This window comes from Streptomyces diastaticus subsp. diastaticus, assembly GCF_011170125.1.
GTDB lineage: Bacteria > Actinomycetota > Actinomycetes > Streptomycetales > Streptomycetaceae > Streptomyces > Streptomyces diastaticus.
In genome coordinates this window covers 992,203-1,006,503 of record NZ_BLLN01000002.1, presented here as the reverse complement: position 1 = coordinate 1,006,503, position 14,301 = coordinate 992,203, and the positions used below count along the sequence as shown (strand labels likewise).

Genomic DNA, 14,301 nt, shown 5'->3' with positions numbered 1-14,301 from the left:
GAAACGGGCGGCCCCGGCCCACCCTCCGGACCACCTCCCGGGGCGCGCGCGGAGTGGCGGCCGCCGGTGGCGGGTACGCGCCCGGCACCGTCCGGCGGGCCGGTCCTCGGGGCCGGGCGGGCGTACCCGCCCAGGTGGGGGACCCGGCCCGGTTGAACCCGGCGCTTCCCGGGCCCGTGTCAGGGAGTACCCCCCGCGCGGGCGGGGAGCGCACCACGTACCGCACGCCGACCACGCACACAGGTCTAAACCAATTCGCCGACACCCCTTGTCACCTGGGGCCGCGGATGATGAGCTGTGGCCTGGGACACAACGGACACCCTGGGAAAGGGAGATGTCGTGAGCAATGAAAGCCTGGCCAACCTTCTTCGCGAGGAGAGGAGGTTCGCGCCCCCCGCCGAGCTGGCGGCCGCCGCGAACGTCACCGCGGAGGCGTACGAACAGGCCAAGGCTGACCGGCTCGGCTTCTGGGCCGAGCAGGCCCGCCGCCTGACCTGGGAGACCGAGCCGACCGAGACGCTGGACTGGTCGAACCCGCCGTTCGCCAAGTGGTTCGCCGACGGCAAGCTGAACGTCGCGTACAACTGCGTGGACCGGCACGTCGAGGCGGGCCACGGCGACCGCGTCGCCATCCACTTCGAGGGTGAGCCGGGCGACAGCCGGGCCATCACCTACGCGGAGCTGAAGGACGAGGTCTCCCGCGCGGCCAACGCCCTGACCGAGCTGGGCGTCCGCCAGGGCGACCGGGTCGCGGTCTACCTGCCGATGATCCCCGAGGCCGTCGTCGCGATGCTGGCCTGCGCCCGGATCGGCGCCGCCCACTCGGTGGTCTTCGGCGGCTTCTCGGCCGACGCCATCGCCGCGCGGATCGCCGACGCCGACGCCAAGGTCGTCATCACCTCCGACGGCGGCTACCGCCGGGGCAAGCCCTCCGCGCTGAAGCCGGCCGTGGACGACGCGGTGGCCCGCTTCGACACCGTCGAGCACGTCCTGGTGGTGCGCCGCACCGGGCAGGACGTCGCCTGGACCGAGGGCCGCGACCAGTGGTGGCACGAGGTCACGGGCCGTCAGCCGGCCGAGCACACCCCCGAGGCGTTCGACGCCGAGCAGCCCCTCTTCATCCTCTACACCTCGGGGACGACGGGGAAGCCCAAGGGCATCCTGCACACCTCCGGCGGCTACCTGACCCAGACGGCCTACACCCACCACGCCGTCTTCGACCTCAAGCCGGAGACCGACGTCTACTGGTGCACGGCCGACATCGGCTGGGTCACCGGCCACTCGTACATCACCTACGGACCGCTGGCCAACGGCGCCACCCAGGTCATGTACGAGGGCACCCCGGACACCCCGCACCAGGGCCGGTTCTGGGAGATCGTCCAGAAGTACGGCGTGACACTGCTGTACACGGCGCCGACCGCCATCCGGACGTTCATGAAGTGGGGCGACGACATCCCCGCCAAGTACGACCTCTCCAGCCTGCGGGTGCTCGGCTCGGTCGGTGAGCCGATCAACCCCGAGGCGTGGATGTGGTACCGCAAGAACATCGGCGGCGACCGCTGCCCGGTCGTCGACACCTGGTGGCAGACCGAGACCGGCGCCATGATGATCGCGCCGCTGCCCGGCGTGACCGAGGCCAAGCCCGGCTCCGCGCAGGTCCCGCTGCCCGGCATCGCCGCGACCGTGGTGGACGACGAGGCCGACGAGGTGCCGGACGGCGGAGGCGGCTACCTGGTCCTCACCGAGCCGTGGCCGTCGATGCTCCGCACCATCTGGCGCGACGACCAGCGCTTCCTCGACACCTACTGGTCGCGTTTCCCCGAGCGCTACTTCGCCGGGGACGGCGCCAAGAAGGACGACGACGGCGACATCTGGCTGCTCGGCCGGGTGGACGACGTGATGCTCGTCTCCGGCCACAACATCTCGACCACCGAGGTCGAGTCCGCGCTCGTCTCGCACCCCAAGGTCGCCGAGGCGGCCGTGGTCGGCGCCGCCGACGAGACCACCGGCCAGGCCATCGTCGCCTTCGTCATCCTGCGCGGCACCGCCTCGGAGGACGAGGAACTGGTCGCCGAGCTGCGCAACCACGTCGGCTCCGCGCTCGGCCCCATCGCCAAGCCGAAGCGCGTCCTGCCGGTGGCCGAACTGCCGAAGACCCGCTCCGGCAAGATCATGCGCCGCCTGCTCCGCGACGTCGCGGAGAACCGCGAGCTGGGCGACGTCACCACGCTCACCGACTCCTCCGTGATGGACCTCATCCAGACGAAGCTCCCCAGCTCCTCGTCCGACGACTGAGCCCACCGCACCCGTACGGCACCGGGGCCCGGCCACGCACCGCGCGCGGCCGGGCCCCGGCGTGCACCCGGCTCACCCGGTAGGGTGACGGCACGGCTCCCCCTGGCTCGCGCCCCGGGAGCTGGGACAACCGCAGAGGGGACGCCGGGAAGTCTGGTCGGCACGGCATCGCGACGATGCCACCGCAGCCGTACCCTGACTCCGACGAAGGGCCTCTCCCCATGCCCGGCTCCACCCCCACCGCTTTCCCGCGCCCCCCGCTGCGCGAACGCCTGCGGCTCGCCGACGCCCTGCGGACCGAGACGGTCGGCGGGGTGCTGCTGCTCGTCGCCGCCGTCGCCGCCCTGATCTGGGCCAACACCGCCGCCGGCAGTTACGCCGCGGTCCGCGACTTCCACTTCGGCCCGGCCGCCCTCGGCCTCGACCTGTCGGTCGGGCACTGGGCGGCCGACGGCCTGCTCGCCGTCTTCTTCTTCGTCGCGGGCGTGGAGCTGAAGCGGGAGCTGGTCGCGGGCGAGCTGCGCGACCCGCGCCGCGCGCTGCTCCCGGTGGTCGCCGCCGTCTGCGGCATGGTGGCACCGGCTCTGGTGTACGTCCTCGTCAACGTCTCCGGCGGCGGCGCGCTCACCGGCTGGGCGGTCCCCACCGCCACCGACATCGCCTTCGCCCTGGCGGTGCTCGCCGTCCTCGGCACCTCGCTGCCCTCGGCGCTCCGGGCGTTCCTGCTGACCCTCGCCGTGGTCGACGACCTCTTCGCCATCCTGATCATCGCGGTCTTCTTCACCAGCGACCTGGACTTCCTCGCCCTCGGCGGTGCCGTGGCGGGTCTGGCCCTCTTCTGGTTCCTCCTGCGCACCGGCGTCCGCGGCTGGTACGTCTACCTGCCGCTCGCCGTCACCGTCTGGGCGCTGATGTACAACAGCGGCATCCACGCCACGATCGCCGGCGTCGCGATGGGCCTGATGCTGCGCTGCACCACCCGCGAGGGTGAGGAGCACTCCCCCGGCGAGCACGTCGAACACCTGGTGCGGCCGGTCTCGGCGGGCTTCGCCGTTCCCCTGTTCGCCCTGTTCGCGGCGGGCGTCTCGGTCTCCGGGGAGGCGCTGGCCGACATCTTCACCCGGCCGGAGACGCTCGGCGTCGTGCTCGGCCTGGTCGTCGGCAAGGCGCTCGGCATCTTCGGCGGCACCTGGCTGACCGCCCGCTTCACCCGGGCCTCGCTCAGCGACGACCTGGCCTGGCCGGACATCTTCGCCGTCGCCACCCTGGCCGGGATCGGCTTCACCGTCTCCCTGCTCATCGGCGAGCTGGCCTTCGCCGACGACCCGGCCCTGGCCGACGAGATCAAGGCGTCCGTCCTGGTCGGCTCGCTCACCGCCACCCTCGTCGCCACCGTGCTGCTGCGGATGCGGAACGCCAAGTACCGCACGCTCTGGGAGGCCGAGGAGCGCGACGAGGACGAGAACGCGGTCCCCGACATAGAGGAGCAGGACGACCCCGCGCACCACCGCCGCCTGGCGGCCCGGTACGAGAAGCGCGCCGCCGAGCACCGGGCCCGCGCCGAGGCCCTGGAGGCGGGCGACACGCCGAATCCGCCGCCCGGCACCTGACGGCCCGCCACCGGTGGCCGCCGCGGCCACCGGTTCCCCGGCCCGGGCAGGCATGTTCCGCGTCCTGACGGGGATGCGCCGAGGCGGAGGACCGGGCGTACGCCGGTGGTGTGCGGGCCGGTCGTCCGCACCGTGAGGAAGCGCTGGGCGCCGCCGTCCGGCATGATCTGACGGAGCAGTAACCACAAGAACCGGACGCGCGGGGCAGGCCCCCGGGAGCCACCGCCGTGCGGCCGGGCAGGAGCGGAAGACGCCGGAGCGGACGTCGGACGAGATGCCGGTGGGGACACCGGGAGAGAAGAGGGAGATCGCGATGAGCGCACCCGTAGGCGCAGACCGCAGCCTCGGCCAGCTGGTGGCCTCGGCCACCGCCGAGCTGTCCGCGCTGGTGCACGACGAGATCGCGCTGGCGAAGAAGCAGCTCAAGCAGGATGCGCAGCGGGGCCTGATCGGCAGCGCGGTCGGCATCGCCGCCCTCACGGTACTGATCTTCTCCCTGCCGATGCTGAGCTTCGCGCTCGCCTACGGCTTCCGTACCTGGACCGGCCTGAACATGGCGATCTGCTTCCTGCTGTCCTTCGCCGTCAACGTCGTGGTCGCAGGGCTGCTCGGCATGATCGCGTTCGTCTTCATGAAGAAGGCCAAGAAGGGCAAGGGCCCGCAGAAGACCGTGGCCTCCGCCAAGCAGACGGCCGCCGTCCTCCAGAACGCCAAGCCCCACCCGCGCCCGGAGCCGGTCGGCGTGCTGCCCGACGTCTCGGGCCGCCCCTACCCCGCCGCCGCCGTCGAGGCGAAGGGCGCCCACCCCGACCGGGGCGGTGCGTGAGGCACGGCTGTGGCACGCTCGTCCCCATGACGGACCCCGCCACCCATCCGGCCCAACCCGCGACGATCATCCGCCCCGACGGACCCTGGACCCACCGGGACGTCGCGGCCAACGGTGCGCGCTTCCACATCGCCGAGGCCGGTGAGGGGCCACTCGTCCTGCTGCTGCACGGCTTCCCGCAGTTCTGGTGGAGCTGGCGGCACCAGCTCACGGCGCTCGCCGACGCCGGGTACCGGGCCGTCGCGATGGACCTGCGCGGGGTCGGCGGCAGCGACCGCACCCCGCGCGGCTACGACCCGGCCAACCTCGCCCTCGACGTCACCGGCGTCATCCGCTCCCTCGGTGAGCCGGACGCCGCCCTGGTCGGCCACGACCTCGGCGGCTACCTGGCGTGGACCGCCGCCGTGATGCGGCCCAAGCTGGTGCGCCGGCTGGCGGTCTCCTCGATGCCGCACCCCCGCCGATGGCGCTCGGCGATGCTGAGGGACATGCGGCAGACCCGGGCCGGGTCGTACATCTGGGGGTTCCAGCGGCCGTGGGTCCCGGAGCGTCAGCTGGTGGCGGACGGGGCGGCGTTGGCCGGGCGGCTGATCCGCGAGTGGTCCGGGCCGAGGCTCCCGGACGACGAGGCGGTCGACACCTACCGGCAGGCGATCAGCATCCCGTCCACGGCGCACTGCTCGATCGAGCCGTACCGCTGGATGGTGCGGTCGATGGCGCGGCCCGACGGCGCCCAGTTCAACCGCCGCATGAAGCTGCCGGTACGCGTCCCCACACTGCACCTGCACGGCGCGCTCGACCCGGTGATGCGCACCCGCAGCGCCGCCGGTTCCGGGGAGTACGTGGAGGCGCCCTACCGCTGGCGGCTCTTCGAGGGGCTCGGCCACTTCCCGCACGAGGAGGACCCCGAGCTCTTCTCGCACGAGCTGATCAGCTGGCTGAAGGACCCCGAGCCGGACCGCTGACCCCCCGCCGCGACTCCGCCCGCGGGGCGCGCGCCGGGCATACGCACGCTCCCCGGCACACCTGGTCGCTCCGGCGCTACTTGCCCCGCGCATACGCCAATTGGGCGCCCCGGCCGCGATTACCGACCATGGGGGGCGGGCACACGTCCGGGTATGGGCTGGACGCACGACTACAACGACGTAGCACGCAACCGCCGCCTGGCCGCCGCGCCGGGCACGCGCCGCCGGGGTGGCCTCCGGGACCGGGGGCTCGACCCCGATTCCCGGGAGATCGGCATTCCCCGCATCCTCCGCCGCCGCGCCCGCTGGGTCTCGGCGCGGCTGCGGCACACCCGCGACTGAGCCGGCTTCCGTGGCCTGACCGCCTCGAAGAGGCGCCTGCCCACGCGGCTCGCCCCGCACACACCCTTTCCCCGACCCGACACCCGCGCCCCACCGAGCCCGCCCCCGACACAGGGCGGGCTTGCTCATGGGCGCACGGGCCCCGCCCGCGCTACATGGCGCAGGCGTCGCTGGACACCGGCTGAACGGCCCGGCGGCCCTCGCGCACGTCCTCGCGGACCTCGTCGGCGGTGAGGGCGTAGCCCGTGTCGGGGTCGTCCAGGGACTTGGCGAAGATGACGCCGTAGACCTCGCCCTTCGGGGTGAGGAGCGGGCCGCCGGAGTTGCCCTGGCGGACGGTCGCGTAGAGCGAGAAGACGTCGCGGCTGACGGTGCCGCGGCGGTAGATGTCGGGGCCGTCGGCGGTGATGCGGCCGCGGACGCGGGCGGCGCGGACGTCGTAGCCGCCGTTCTCCGGGAAGCCGGCGACGATGGCGCTGTCGCCGCGCTCGGCGTCCTGGGAGGCGAAGTCGAGGGCGGGCGCCTGGAGCTCGGGGACGTCCAGGACGGCGATGTCCTTCTCCCAGTCGTAGAGGACGACCGTGGCGTCGTAGCGGCGGCCCTCGCCGCCGATCTGGACGGTCGGCTCGTCGACGCCGCCGACGACGTGGGCGTTGGTCATCACGCGCCGCTCGTCGAAGACGAAGCCGGTGCCCTCCAGGACCTTGCCGCAACTCTGCGCGGTGCCGACGACCTTCACGATGGAACGCTTCGCCTTCTGCGCCACGGGACTGGCGGCCAGACCGGAGTCGGGCGGCTGGACCTCGGTGATCGGCTCGTTGGCGAACGGGCTGAAGACCTGCGGGAAGCCGTTCTGCGCGAGGACGGAGCGGAAGTCGGCGAACCAGCTGTTGGCCTGCTGGGGCAGGGCCCGGTCGATGCCCTGGAGCACCTTGGAGCCGCGCACCTCCTTGCCGACGGTCGGCAGGGTCGTGCCGGCCAGGAGCCCGCCGATCAGCCAGGCGACCAGGAGCATGGCGACGACGTTGACCACGGCGCCGCCGGTGGCGTCCAGGGCGCGGGCCGGGGTCCAGGTGATGTGGCGGCGGAGCTTGTTGCCGAGATGGGTGGTGAGGGCCTGGCCGACGGAGGCGCAGACGATGACGATGACCACCGCGACGACGGCGACGACCGTGGTGACCTCGGCGTCGTCGGTGACGGCGTCCCAGAGGACGGGCAGCAGCATGACGGCGGCCAGTCCGCCGCCGAGGAAGCCGATCACCGACAGGACGCCGATGACGAATCCCTGGCGGTATCCGACCACCGCGAACCACACGGCGGCGATCAGCAGCAGGATGTCCAGCACGTTCACCGAATCTGCCCTCTCCATTAGTCGTGCCTGGGCACCTGGTCGTTGCCTGGAAGCTGCTGTCCGGTCGGCACCGGATCACGCCGTCACGTCCCGTGGGTTCGGTCACACGGCGGCACCGGGTGCGCGGCCCGCCACCACGGCGGCGTCCCGCGCACCCGGGGCGGACGGCCCCGGGCACCGCGGACGCCGGGCCGAGACCGGGGCCGCGCCACAACTTCACGCGGCCGGCCGGACCCCGTCAGGGGCCGTCGGCGGCCGCACACCCCGTCACCTTGTCATGCGTGCCGGTCGAGCGTGACCTGCTTCGTACGGTCCCAGGGCTGCTCCCAGCCCGCGTAGTGCAGGATGCGGTCGATCACGCCGGCGGTGAAACCCCAGACCAGCGCCGACTCGACGAGGAAGGCGGGGCCCGCGTGGCCCAGCGGGTGGACGGCGGTGGCACGGTTGGCCGGGTCGGTGAGGTCGGCCACCGGCACGGTGAAGACGCGGGCCGTCTCGCCGGGGTCCACGACGCGGACCGGGGTGGGCTCGCGCCACCAGGCGACCACCGGCGTCACCACGAAGCCGCTGACCGGGATGTACAGCTTCGGCAGGACGCCGAAGGGCTGGACGCCCAGCGGGTCGAGACCGGTCTCCTCCTCGGCCTCCCGCAGGGCGGCCCGCAGCGGGCCCTCCGCCAGCGGGTCGCCGTCCTCCGGGTCGAGGGAGCCGCCGGGGAAGGAGGGCTGACCGGCGTGGGAGCGGAGCTTGGCGGCGCGCTCTATGAGCAGGAGCTCGGGCCCCCGCGCGCCCTCGCCGAAGAGGACCAGGACCGCCGACTGGCGGCCCGCTCCGCTCTCGGGCGGGAGATAGCTGCTCAGCTGGCGCGGGCGCACCGTGTCGACGACGTGCGCCACCGGCCGCAGCCACTCGGGCAGGCCCTTGTCGCTCACCGTCACGCGGTCCTCGCGCTCCTCCTCGCGGCCGCCACTGTGGACGTCCTGGTCGATTCCGCCGGTCCGGATCATCGGCACCCCCGTCTCTGTGAGCACAACGCGGAGCGCCCCGCGGATCGTTCCGGCCGGACACCGCGCGGGGCGCGGACACCCGCTCGGCCCGTCAACGCGCCCCCAGTTCCGGAGCGGGCCGGCCCGGGTAGTCCGGCGGGGGCTTCAGGCGCTGGCCGGGGAAGCCGCCCTTCTCGTACTTCAGCAGCTTCCTCGCCTTCTCCGGGTCGGTCTCGCCCTCGCCGTAGGAGGGGCAGAGGTGGGCGATCGGGCAGGCTCCGCAGGCGGGCTTGCGGGAGTGGCAGATGCGGCGGCCGTGGAAGATGACGCGGTGCGAGAGCATCGTCCAGTCCTTCTTGGGGAAGATCGCGGCGACGGCCGCCTCGACCTTCTCGGGGTCGGTCTCCTCGGTCCACTTCCAGCGGCGCACCAGCCGGCCGAAGTGGGTGTCCACGGTGAGGCCGGGGACGCCGAAGGCGTTGCCGAGCACGACGAAGGCGGTCTTGCGGCCGACGCCGGGCAGCGAGACCAGGTCGTCCAGCCTCCCCGGCACCTCGCCGTCGAACCGGTCCCGCAGGGCGGCCGAGAGGCCCAGCAGCGAGCGGGCCTTGGCGCGGAAGAACCCGGTGGGCCGGATGATCTCCTCCAGCTCCTCCGGCGGGGCGGCGGCCAGGTCCTCGGGCGTCGGGTACTTCGCGAAGAGCGCGGGCGTCGTCTGGTTCACCCTCAGGTCGGTGGTCTGCGCCGAGAGCACCGTGGCGACCAGCAACTGGAAGGGGTTCTCGAAGTCCAGCTCCGGGTGGGCGTACGGGTAGACCTCGGCCAGCTCGCGGTTGGTCCGGCGGGCCCTGCGGACCATCGCGAGACGCGACTCGCGCCAGGGCTTGCCGCCGAGGGCGGCCCCCTGGACGGAAGTCGACGCACCGCCCTTGGCCGCGGCGGGGCGCTTCGCCGCGTCCGGGGACGCGGCCGGCTCCCGCACGACGGGCGGCGGCTTCCCGGCGTCGTCCGGCTTCTTCGCGGCGGGCTCACGCCCCGTGCTCTTGGCCATGGGAGGAAGGCTACGCCGGAGGACCGGCGCCCGGCGGAATCCGCACGAGGACCCGCACCCGGCGACGGCGCGGACGGCTCCGCGCCCCCCTGTCCCGCCCGCCCCGTCGCGCCGCGCCGCCCACCCGCGCGTACACCCGTACGTGTGTACGAGGTGACGGTGCGTGTGGGCGGGCGAAGGGCGGGTAGGCCGTCCGGGCGGCGGCGGTGGCGCCGCCGTCGGTGCGGCCTTCGCGTTGCGCTGTTCGGTGACGCGCGTCCGCCTATCGGACGCACCGGCGGGAGGTGCTCGTTTTGCTGTCCTTTTACCTTCGGCACCCCCGGACGCGGGGGCGTTCGCCCACAGCGCAACGACGGGCCGTGCCCTCCCGTCCGACCGCCGTGGCCTGCGCTCTCGCCGCTTCCCGCAAGGGCTCCAGCGCCTGCCCGTCCGTCACCCGGACGGCCTCGTCCGGGCCCTGGGACCCCCTGTTCGGCCCCCTGCCGCACAGAACGGCACACCCGTCCGGCATCCTTGTGATTGATCGCACTGTTTGACCCGTCCGGCAAAATGGGGACCACGGTTCCCTGAGCAGGTCGACATAGGAGAGAACTCGTGGACGATGTTCTGCGGCGCGCGCCGCTCTTCGCGGCGCTCGACGACGAGCAGGCCGCGGAGCTCCGCGCCTCCATGAGCGAGGCGACCCTCGCCCGTGGCGACGCGTTGTTCCACGAAGGCGACCCCGGCGACCGCCTCTACGTGGTCACCGAGGGCAAGGTGAAGCTCCACCGCACATCCCCCGACGGCCGGGAGAACATGCTGGCCGTGCTCGGCCCCGGCGAGCTGATCGGTGAGCTGTCGCTCTTCGACCCCGGCCCCCGCACGGCCACCGCCAGCGCTCTGACCGAGGTCAAGCTCCTCGGCCTGGGCCACGGCGACCTCCAGCCGTGGCTCAACGCCCGGCCCGAGGTGGCCTCCGCCCTGCTGCGCGCCGTCGCCCGGCGCCTGCGCAAGACCAACGATCAGATGTCCGACCTGGTCTTCTCCGACGTACCCGGCCGCGTGGCCCGGGCCCTCCTGGACCTCTCCCGGCGCTTCGGGGTGCAGTCCGAGGAAGGCATCCACGTCGTGCACGACCTCACCCAGGAGGAGCTGGCCCAGCTCGTCGGCGCCTCCCGCGAGACGGTCAACAAGGCCCTCGCGGACTTCGCCGGGCGCGGCTGGCTGCGCCTGGAGGCCCGCGCGGTCATCCTGCTCGACGTCGAGCGCCTGGCGAAGCGCTCGCGCTGACCCACCCCCGAGGGCCGGGCGGGGCCGCACCGGCACCGGTGCCGGCCGCCCGGCCCTCCGGCGTGCCCGGACGGCCCTCAGCCGCCCAGCAGGTACTCCAGCTGCGCCCGCACCGACAGCTCGGCCGCCGGCCACAGGCTGCGGTCCACGGCCGCGTAGACCAGCGCGACGACCTCGCCCGGCTCGGTCACCCCCGCCTCCACCGCGGCCCTGACCTGGTCGAGGCGGGCGGCGCGGTGGCTGAGGTAGAACTCCAGCGCCCCCTGCGCGTCGTCGAGGACGGGCCCGTGGCCCGGCAGGACGGTGCTGACGCCGTCGTCGGTCGTCAGGCAGTGCAGCCGCCTCAGCGAGTCGAGATAGTCGCCGAGGCCGCCGTCGGGGTGGGAGACCATCGTGGTGCCCCGCCCGAGAACGGTGTCCCCCGTCAGCACGGCCCGGTCGGCGGGCAGGTGGAAGCTGAGCGAGTCGGCGGTGTGCCCGGGGGTCGGCACGACCCGCAGCTCCAGCCCGCCGGTGGTGACGACGTCCCCGGCGCCGAGCCCCTCGTCGCCCAGCCGCAGCGCCGGGTCGAGGGCGCGCACCTTGGTGCCGGTCAGCTCGGCGAAGCGGGCGGCGCCCTCGGCGTGGTCGGGGTGGCCGTGCGTGAGCAGGGTCAGCCCGATCCGCCGCCCGGCCGCCTCGGCGGTGGCGACGACCGCCCGCAGGTGCCCCTCGTGGAGCGGGCCGGGGTCGATGACGACGGCCAGCTCCGAGTCGGGCTCGGCGAGGAGCCAGGTGTTGGTGCCGTCCAGCGTCATCGCCGAGGGGTTGGGCGCGAGGACGTTCACGGCACGGGCGGTGGCCGGTCCCGCGACGGCGCCCCGGGGCTGCCCGGGGAGGGCTGCCGCGTCGGTCATGACCGACGCCCTTCCAGCGGTGCGCGCGGCCCGGTGGGCACGTGCCTGGTGAACTCCTCGTGCCCCGGCCAGGTCAGCACGACCTCCTCGCCGCGCAGCTCGGCCTCGGCCACCACCGGCGTCAGGTCCTGGTCGGCGGCGCCCGCGAGCGCCTCGGCGGCGCTCGTGTACGGCAGCAGCGCGCGCAGGGTCGCGATGGTGGGCGGCATCATCAGCAGCTCGCCCCGGTCGTAGCGGGCGGCGGCGTCGGCGGGCCGGGCCCATTCGGTGCGGTCGGCCTCGCCGGAGGTCTCGACGGTGACCTGTCCGACGGGCAGCACGGCGGCGAAGAACCAGGTGTCGTAGCGGCGGGGCTCGAACTCCGGGGTGATCCAGCGCGCCCAGGCGGCGAGCAGGTCGGAGCGCAGGACCAGGCCCCGCCGGTCGAGGAAGTCGGCGAACGACAGCTCGTGCGCCTCCAGCGCGGCCCGGTCGGCCGCCCACTCCTCGCCCGTGGTGTCGGCGACGACGCTGTCCGGACCGGGGCCTGCCAGCAGGACCCCGGCCTCCTCGAAGGTCTCCCGCACGGCCGCGCAGACCACCGCCTGCGCCTCGGCCGGGCTCACCCCGAGCCGCTCGCCCCAGCTCTCCAGCGAGGGCCCGGCCCACCGCACGGGCCGGTCGTCGCGCGGGTCGACGCCGCCGCCGGGGTAGGCGTACGCACCGCCCGCGAAGGCCATCGAGGCGCGGCGGCGCACCATGTGCACGCGCGGCCCCGTGCCGTCGGGCCCGTCGCGCAGGAGCATGACCGTGGCGGCCCGCCGCGGGGCCGCCGGGGTGAGTTCGCCGCTGGCCAGCGCCCTGATGCGGGCGGGCCATTCGGGCGGGTACCACTGACCGTTCGCCATGGCCGGAGGCTATCCGGTGTGGCTCGATTGTTCGAGAGCCACCGGCCGGCCGCCCCGGGGACGCGGAACGCGCCGTTCCCCCCGGGGGGAACGGCGCGTACACGTACGGCGGTGGGCGCGGGGTCAGGCCGAGGCCAGCTCCACCTGGATCTCCACCTCGACCGGCGCGTCCAGCGGCAGCACGGCCACGCCGACGGCGCTGCGGGCGTGCACGCCCTTGTCGCCGAGGATCTCGCCGAGGAGTTCGCTGGCGCCGTTGAGCACGGCGGGCTGGCCGGTGAAGTCCGGGGCCGAGGCGACGAACCCGGTGACCTTCACCACCCGGGCGACCCGGTCCAGGTCACCGGCGACCGACTTCACGGCCGCCAGGGCGTTCAGCGCGCAGACCCGGGCCAGGTCCTTGGCGTCCTCCGGCGTCACCTCGGCACCGACCTTGCCGGTCAGCGGGAGGACACCGTCCACCATGGGCAGCTGGCCCGAGGTGTACACGTACACCCCGGAGGTCACCGCGGGCTGGTACGAGGCGAGCGGCGGCACCACGTCGGGCAGGGTCAGCCCCAGTTCGGTGATGCGCGCCTCGACCGCGCTCACGCCTGCTTCTCGCGCTTGAGGTAGGCGACGAGCTGCTCGGGGTTGGGACCGGGCACGACCTGCACCAGCTCCCAGCCGTCCTCGCCCCAGGTGTCCAGGATCTGCTTGGTCGCGTGCACGAGGAGCGGCACCGTCGCGTACTCGAATTTCTTGGTCATACGGCGACTGTAACGGCTCCGCCCGCCCGCCCCGCGCGGGCCCATGCGTACCGCGACGCCCCAGTGGTTAGGCTCGATGGCGTGAGCAGGCTCCAGGTCGTCAGCGGCAAGGGCGGGACCGGCAAGACGACGGTCGCCGCCGCACTCGCGCTCGCCCTCGCCGCGCGGGGAGGGCGGACCCTGCTGGTCGAGGTCGAGGGCCGGCAGGGCATCGCCCAGGTCTTCGAGACCGAGCCGCTGCCCTACGAGGAGCGGAAGATCGCGGCGGTGCCGGGCGGCGGCGAGGTGTACGCGCTGGCGATCGACCCGGAGCTGGCCCTCCTCGACTACCTCCAGATGTTCTACAAGCTCGGCGGCGCGGGCCGGGCCCTGAAGAAGCTCGGCGCCATCGACTTCGCCACCACCGTCGCCCCCGGCCTGCGCGACGTCCTGCTCACCGGCAAGGCGTGCGAGGCGGTCCGCCGCAAGGGGAAGACCGGCAGGTACGCCTACGACCACGTGGTCATGGACGCCCCGCCCACGGGCCGCGTCACCCGCTTCCTCAACGTCAACGACGAGGTCGCCGGGCTCGCCAGGGTCGGCCCGATACATCATCAGGCCCAGGCGGTGATGGGCGTCCTGAAGTCTTCGCAGACCCAGGTCCACCTGGTCACCCTGCTGGAGGAGATGCCGGTCCAGGAGACCGTCGACGGCATCGCCGAGCTGCGCGCCGCCGGCCTGCCGGTCGGCCGCGTCGCGGTCAACATGGTCCGCCCCGCCCTGCTCGGCGGGGCGGCGCTGCGTACCGCGGTGGAGGGCCCGCCGCCCGCCGCCGTCGCCAAGGCGCTCTCCGCCGCCGGCCTCGGCGGCGCCCGCCGCGGCGGCAAGGCCGAACGCCTGGTCGCCCCCCTGCTGGAGCAGGCCGCCGAGTACGCCGAACGGCACACCCTGGAGCGCGCCCAGCACTCGGTCCTGACCGGCCTCGGCCTGCCCCTGCACGAGCTGCCGCTGCTCACCGGGGGCATGGACCTGGCCGGTGTCCACGAACTGTCGGCGCTCCTGCGCGAGCAGGGTGTCGGGGCCGGGGCATGACGC

At 73.9% G+C, this 14,301-nt stretch carries 14 protein-coding genes; 7 read left to right on the top strand and 7 right to left on the bottom strand.

Features of this window, described 5'->3' with window-relative positions; all coding sequences use genetic code 11:
- Positions 1-297 precede the first annotated feature (297 nt).
- The 5 genes from acs to Sdia_RS06185 all read left to right on the top strand — a co-directional run bounded on the left by acs (position 298) and on the right by Sdia_RS06185 (position 6,038).
- Entirely contained in the window at positions 298-2,295 is a 1,998-nt protein-coding gene (gene acs / locus Sdia_RS06205; RefSeq protein ID WP_100455352.1) for an acetate--CoA ligase, read from the top strand.
- Positions 2,296-2,516: 221 nt separating this feature from the next.
- On the top strand, positions 2,517-3,905 hold the full coding sequence (nhaA, locus tag Sdia_RS06200) for a Na+/H+ antiporter NhaA (protein WP_100455351.1): 1,389 nt from the start codon (positions 2,517-2,519) through the stop codon (positions 3,903-3,905).
- A gap of 313 nt (positions 3,906-4,218) precedes the next feature.
- A complete protein-coding gene (locus tag Sdia_RS06195) occupies positions 4,219-4,731 on the top strand; it encodes a phage holin family protein (RefSeq protein ID WP_100455350.1) in 513 nt (170 codons plus the stop codon).
- Between the two features lie 26 nt (positions 4,732-4,757).
- Complete coding sequence (locus Sdia_RS06190) at positions 4,758-5,696, top strand: alpha/beta fold hydrolase (RefSeq protein WP_100455349.1); 939 nt, start codon at positions 4,758-4,760, stop codon at positions 5,694-5,696.
- Positions 5,697-5,849: 153 nt separating this feature from the next.
- Entirely contained in the window at positions 5,850-6,038 is a 189-nt protein-coding gene (locus Sdia_RS06185) for a hypothetical protein (RefSeq protein ID WP_100455348.1), read from the top strand.
- 151 nt (positions 6,039-6,189) lie between these two features.
- Here Sdia_RS06185 and Sdia_RS06180 read toward each other — a convergent pair whose 3' ends face one another.
- The 3 genes from Sdia_RS06180 to nth all read right to left on the bottom strand — a co-directional run bounded on the left by Sdia_RS06180 (position 6,190) and on the right by nth (position 9,426).
- On the bottom strand, positions 6,190-7,389 hold the full coding sequence (locus Sdia_RS06180; protein WP_100455347.1) for a MarP family serine protease: 1,200 nt from the start codon (positions 7,387-7,389) through the stop codon (positions 6,190-6,192).
- Between the two features lie 275 nt (positions 7,390-7,664).
- Complete coding sequence (locus Sdia_RS06175; protein ID WP_100455496.1) at positions 7,665-8,396, bottom strand: NUDIX hydrolase; 732 nt, start codon at positions 8,394-8,396, stop codon at positions 7,665-7,667.
- 91 nt (positions 8,397-8,487) lie between these two features.
- Positions 8,488-9,426: an endonuclease III gene (gene nth / locus Sdia_RS06170; RefSeq protein ID WP_100455346.1), complete on the bottom strand. Its 939-nt coding sequence runs from the start codon at positions 9,424-9,426 to the stop codon at positions 8,488-8,490.
- Positions 9,427-10,020: 594 nt separating this feature from the next.
- Between nth and Sdia_RS06165 the strand changes: the two genes are divergently transcribed.
- The gene (locus tag Sdia_RS06165; RefSeq protein ID WP_003949637.1) at positions 10,021-10,695 is read left to right on the top strand and encodes a Crp/Fnr family transcriptional regulator; all 675 of its coding nucleotides are present in this window, start codon (positions 10,021-10,023) and stop codon (positions 10,693-10,695) included.
- A 77-nt stretch (positions 10,696-10,772) separates the two neighbouring features.
- Here Sdia_RS06165 and Sdia_RS06160 read toward each other — a convergent pair whose 3' ends face one another.
- The 4 genes from Sdia_RS06160 to sp36 all read right to left on the bottom strand — a co-directional run bounded on the left by Sdia_RS06160 (position 10,773) and on the right by sp36 (position 13,227).
- A complete protein-coding gene (locus Sdia_RS06160; protein ID WP_100455345.1) occupies positions 10,773-11,591 on the bottom strand; it encodes an MBL fold metallo-hydrolase in 819 nt (272 codons plus the stop codon).
- On the bottom strand, positions 11,588-12,478 hold the full coding sequence (locus Sdia_RS06155; protein WP_100455344.1) for an NUDIX hydrolase: 891 nt from the start codon (positions 12,476-12,478) through the stop codon (positions 11,588-11,590). Before Sdia_RS06155 ends, Sdia_RS06160 begins: the two co-directional genes overlap by 4 nt.
- 123 nt (positions 12,479-12,601) lie before the next feature.
- Positions 12,602-13,069, bottom strand: coding sequence for a RidA family protein (locus Sdia_RS06150; protein WP_100455343.1), 468 nt, complete (start codon positions 13,067-13,069; stop codon positions 12,602-12,604).
- Positions 13,066-13,227: a Sp36 family protein gene (gene sp36 / locus Sdia_RS06145; RefSeq protein ID WP_100455342.1), complete on the bottom strand. Its 162-nt coding sequence runs from the start codon at positions 13,225-13,227 to the stop codon at positions 13,066-13,068. Before sp36 ends, Sdia_RS06150 begins: the two co-directional genes overlap by 4 nt.
- 81 nt (positions 13,228-13,308) lie before the next feature.
- Here sp36 and bagA point away from each other — a divergent pair, with 81 nt between their 5' ends.
- Complete coding sequence (bagA, locus tag Sdia_RS06140; RefSeq protein ID WP_100455341.1) at positions 13,309-14,298, top strand: ATPase BagA; 990 nt, start codon at positions 13,309-13,311, stop codon at positions 14,296-14,298.
- The last annotated feature ends 3 nt before the right edge of the window (positions 14,299-14,301 follow it).

Coding starts and splice junctions, on each gene's coding strand:
- sp36 (WP_100455342.1), bottom strand. CDS start 13,227: ATGACCAAGAAATTCGAGTACGCGACGGTGCCGCTCCTCGTGCACGCG.
- nhaA (WP_100455351.1), top strand. CDS start 2,517: ATGCCCGGCTCCACCCCCACCGCTTTCCCGCGCCCCCCGCTGCGCGAA.
- Sdia_RS06185 (WP_100455348.1), top strand. CDS start 5,850: ATGGGCTGGACGCACGACTACAACGACGTAGCACGCAACCGCCGCCTG.
- Sdia_RS06175 (WP_100455496.1), bottom strand. CDS start 8,396: ATGATCCGGACCGGCGGAATCGACCAGGACGTCCACAGTGGCGGCCGC.
- Sdia_RS06190 (WP_100455349.1), top strand. CDS start 4,758: ATGACGGACCCCGCCACCCATCCGGCCCAACCCGCGACGATCATCCGC.
- nth (WP_100455346.1), bottom strand. CDS start 9,426: ATGGCCAAGAGCACGGGGCGTGAGCCCGCCGCGAAGAAGCCGGACGAC.
- Sdia_RS06155 (WP_100455344.1), bottom strand. CDS start 12,478: ATGGCGAACGGTCAGTGGTACCCGCCCGAATGGCCCGCCCGCATCAGG.
- Sdia_RS06195 (WP_100455350.1), top strand. CDS start 4,219: ATGAGCGCACCCGTAGGCGCAGACCGCAGCCTCGGCCAGCTGGTGGCC.
- Sdia_RS06160 (WP_100455345.1), bottom strand. CDS start 11,591: ATGACCGACGCGGCAGCCCTCCCCGGGCAGCCCCGGGGCGCCGTCGCG.